Source organism: Marinomonas alcarazii, assembly GCF_003208215.1.
Lineage (GTDB): Bacteria > Pseudomonadota > Gammaproteobacteria > Pseudomonadales > Marinomonadaceae > Marinomonas > Marinomonas alcarazii.
Genome location: NZ_QKLW01000019.1, coordinates 2,501 through 4,898, shown reverse-complemented (window position 1 = coordinate 4,898; position 2,398 = coordinate 2,501). Strand labels below are relative to the sequence as shown.

The window sequence follows — 2,398 nt, the reverse complement described above, 5'->3', positions numbered from 1 at the left end:
AAAACCACTTTGGTGTTATATGGTCAAGCCTCACGAGCAATTAGTATTGGTTAGCTCAATGCCTCACAGCACTTACACACCCAACCTATCAACGTCCTAGTCTCGAACGGCTCTTTAGGGGACTTAGGTCCCAGTGAGATCTTATCTTAAGGGAGGCTTCCCGCTTAGATGCTTTCAGCGGTTATCCCGTCCGAACATAGCTACCCGGCAATGCCACTGGCGTGACAACCGGAACACCAGAGGTTCGTCCACTCCGGTCCTCTCGTACTAGGAGCAGCTCCTCTCAAATCTCAAACGTCCACGGCAGATAGGGACCGAACTGTCTCACGACGTTCTAAACCCAGCTCGCGTACCACTTTAAATGGCGAACAGCCATACCCTTGGGACCGGCTTCAGCCCCAGGATGTGATGAGCCGACATCGAGGTGCCAAACACCGCCGTCGATGTGAACTCTTGGGCGGTATCAGCCTGTTATCCCCGGAGTACCTTTTATCCGTTGAGCGATGGCCCTTCCATACAGAACCACCGGATCACTAAGACCTACTTTCGTACCTGCTCGACGTGTCTGTCTCGCAGTTAAGCGTGCTTTTGCCTTTACACTCTATGCATGATTTCCGACCATGCTGAGCACACCTTCGTGCTCCTCCGTTACTCTTTGGGAGGAGACCGCCCCAGTCAAACTACCCACCACACAGTGTCCTCGATCCGGATTACGGACCTGAGTTAGAACCTCAAACATACCAGGGTGGTATTTCAAGAGTGGCTCCACGGTAACTGGCGTCACCGCTTCAAAGCCTCCCACCTATCCTACACAAGTAGGTTCAAAGTTCACTGTGAAGCTATAGTAAAGGTTCACGGGGTCTTTCCGTCTAGCCGCGGATACACAGCATCTTCACTGCGATTTCAATTTCACTGAGTCTCGGGTGGAGACAGTGTGGCCATCGTTACGCCATTCGTGCAGGTCGGAACTTACCCGACAAGGAATTTCGCTACCTTAGGACCGTTATAGTTACGGCCGCCGTTTACTTGGGCTTCGATCAAGAGCTTCGCTTGCGCTAACCCCATCAATTAACCTTCAAGCACCGGGCAGGCGTCACACCCTATACGTCCACTTTCGTGTTTGCAGAGTGCTGTGTTTTTAATAAACAGTCGCAGCCACCTGGTATCTTCGACCGACTAGTGCTTACGGAGCAAGTCCTTCACACCGGCCGGCGTACCTTCTCCCGAAGTTACGGTACCATTTTGCCTAGTTCCTTCACCCGAGTTCTCTCAAGCGCCTTGGTATTCTCTACCTGACCACCTGTGTCGGTTTGGGGTACGGTTCCTGCATATCTGAAGCTTAGAAGTTTTTCCTGGAAGCATGGCATCAACCACTTCGCCCAAAAGAGGGCTCGTCATCAGTTCTCGGTCTTAAAAGGGCCCGGATTTGCCTAAGCCCTAAACCTACCGCCTTAAACACAGACAACCATCGCTGTGCTGGCCTAGCCTTCTCCGTCTCTCCATCGCAATATGCACGAGTACAGGAATATTAACCTGTTTCCCATCGACTACGCATTTCTGCCTCGCCTTAGGGGCCGACTCACCCTGCCCTGATTAACATGGGACAGGAAACCTTGGTCTTCCGGCGGGGGAGTTTTTCACTCCCCTTATCGTTACTCATGTCAACATTCGCACTTCTGATACCTCCAGCCTGCCTTACAGCTTGACCTTCAACGGCTTACAGAACGCTCCTCTACCATGCCTAGTAAACTAAGCATCCGTAGCTTCGGTGTACAGTTTGAGCCCCGTTATATCTTCCGCGCAGGCCGACTCGACTAGTGAGCTATTACGCTTTCTTTAAAGGATGGCTGCTTCTAAGCCAACCTCCTAGCTGTCTAAGCCTTCCCACATCGTTTCCCACTTAACTGTAACTTTGGGACCTTAGCTGACGGTCTGGGTTGTTTCCCTTTCCACGACGGACGTTAGCACCCGCCGTGTGTCTCCCGTAATTGCACTCATTGGTATTCGGAGTTTGCATGGGGTTGGTAAGTCGGGATGACCCCCTAGCCCAAACAGTGCTCTACCCCCAATGGTGAGATACGAGGCGCTACCTAAATAGCTTTCGAGGAGAACCAGCTATCTCCGAGCTTGATTAGCCTTTCACTCCTATCCACAAGTCATCCCCAGCCTTTTCAACGGATGTGGGTTCGGTCCTCCAGTTGATGTTACTCAACCTTCAACCTGCTCATGGATAGATCGCCCGGTTTCGGGTCTATTCCCAGCAACTAAACGCCCTATTAAGACTCGGTTTCCCTACGGCTCCACTATGTGCTTAACCTTGCTACTGAAAATAAGTCGTTGACCCATTATACAAAAGGTACGCAGTCACGGAACAAGTCCGCTCCCACTGCTTGTACGT

1 rRNA gene (only partly in view) is annotated in these 2,398 nt (G+C 51.6%); it reads right to left on the bottom strand.

What is annotated here, in order from left to right:
* Nucleotides 1-19: 19 nt before the first annotated feature.
* Nucleotides 20-2,398, bottom strand: a 23S ribosomal RNA gene (locus DFP75_RS18275) (it continues 508 nt past the right edge of the window).